Annotated in this window: 3 protein-coding genes; all 3 read right to left on the bottom strand. The window is 38.8% G+C overall.

Going from position 1 to position 1,417, the window contains the following annotated elements; genetic code table 11:
* Nucleotides 1-552 (bottom strand): dTMP kinase (tmk, locus tag RT405_RS09015; protein ID WP_313469182.1); only part of this gene is annotated, 552 nt, incomplete at its 3' end.
* 234 nt (nucleotides 553-786) lie between these two features.
* Complete coding sequence (locus tag RT405_RS09010; protein WP_313469181.1) at nucleotides 787-1,014, bottom strand: YaaL family protein; 228 nt, start codon at nucleotides 1,012-1,014, stop codon at nucleotides 787-789.
* Nucleotides 1,015-1,075: 61 nt separating this feature from the next.
* Nucleotides 1,076-1,417 (bottom strand): toprim domain-containing protein (locus RT405_RS09005; protein ID WP_313469180.1); only part of this gene is annotated, 342 nt, incomplete at its 5' end.

The following is a 1,417-nucleotide window of genomic DNA, read 5'->3' as shown; positions in this document are numbered from 1 at the left end:
GCGCTCTGGATTCTGTTTCAACAAGTCTAAATAAGCTGAACGAACCTGTTGATGGAAACTCAGATCTTCTTGATCCAATCGGTCAAATTGTCGATTCACTTTATTTTTGTTGATACGAGCAAGACCGACATCTGCTTCTACATCTAAATAAAGCGTCATATCAGGTGTAAGACCATCTGTTGCAAATTGGTTAATAGCTGCTACTTGTTCTACACCGATGCCTCGTGCCACTCCTTGATAGGCTAAAGAGCTGTCTACAAAACGATCACAAATCACTATTTCCCCAGCTTCTAAAGCAGGAATAATTTTTTCAACCAAATGCTGTCTTCTTCCTGCTGCATATAATAAAGCTTCAGTTCGTACATCCATTTCGGTATTTTCAGGGTTTAAAATCAGCTCACGAATTTCTTCAGCAATTCGACTGCCGCCAGGCTCTCTTGTTGCCACAATTGTTTGTTTTAAAGCTTGTTCAAGCTTAGGCAATAAAGCTTGGATCACACTCGTTTTTCCGGCGCCATCCGGACCTTCAATCGTAATAAATGTTCCTTTCAATGCACTAAACCCCTTTGATCCTTACTTTTATTTCTTACTTAACATTATACTGTATCTAACGATAACAGTCTAATGCAATTGTTAAGCAAATGGGTGTCAATTTCTGCTTATTCGGTTTGTTCTCATTTTTGGCAAAAAAAAAGACTCCCACAAATGTCAGCTTTTATTGTCGCCGATGTTCTGTGATAGTCTTTTCTTGTTTATTTAGCCTTATCATCCTTTTTCAAAAAAAGATTATAGGGTGGTCGTATCCCCTTTAATGTCTCGATTGCGAGCTTCTTTAAATAAATAAAAATACTTAACTTCTGCCAGCTTAGTCTGCGAATAAAGTAAGCTGTCTTTTTCAAAAACAGATTGCTCAATTTTTTTTGCGTATTCCCAGTCTCTTTTGGTTTGTGCCATTAATTTTAATAAGGATGCATCGTATTGGTTGCGTAAACTTGGTTTCTTTTTGAACAGCACATGTCCACCGCCTTTTTTCTGTAGAAAGAGACCTTTTCTAATAAGTGCTTGTTTCTACTTTTTATTCTATTTCCCGCCGACCTTCAACTGCTTTAAGCAAAGTGATCTCATCTGCATATTCGATATCACTGCCTACTGAAAGTCCATGCGCTAAGCGGGTGACTTTGATCCCTGCTGGTCTGATCAGCCGTGATAAATACATTGCTGTAGCCTCTCCTTCAGCTGTAGCGTTGGTTGCGATAATGACTTCCGTGACCTCATCTGACTGCAATCGTTTGATCAAGCTCGGAATATTGATATCTTCAGGTCCTGTTCCTTCTATTGGAGAAAGAACACCATGTAAAACATGGTACAACCCGTGATATTCACGCATTTTTTCTAATGACATCACATCTTTAGGATC

It is taken from the genome of Carnobacterium sp. (assembly GCF_032094055.1).
Lineage (GTDB): Bacteria > Bacillota > Bacilli > Lactobacillales > Carnobacteriaceae > Carnobacterium_A.
This window is presented reverse-complemented; position numbering and strand designations above follow the sequence as displayed.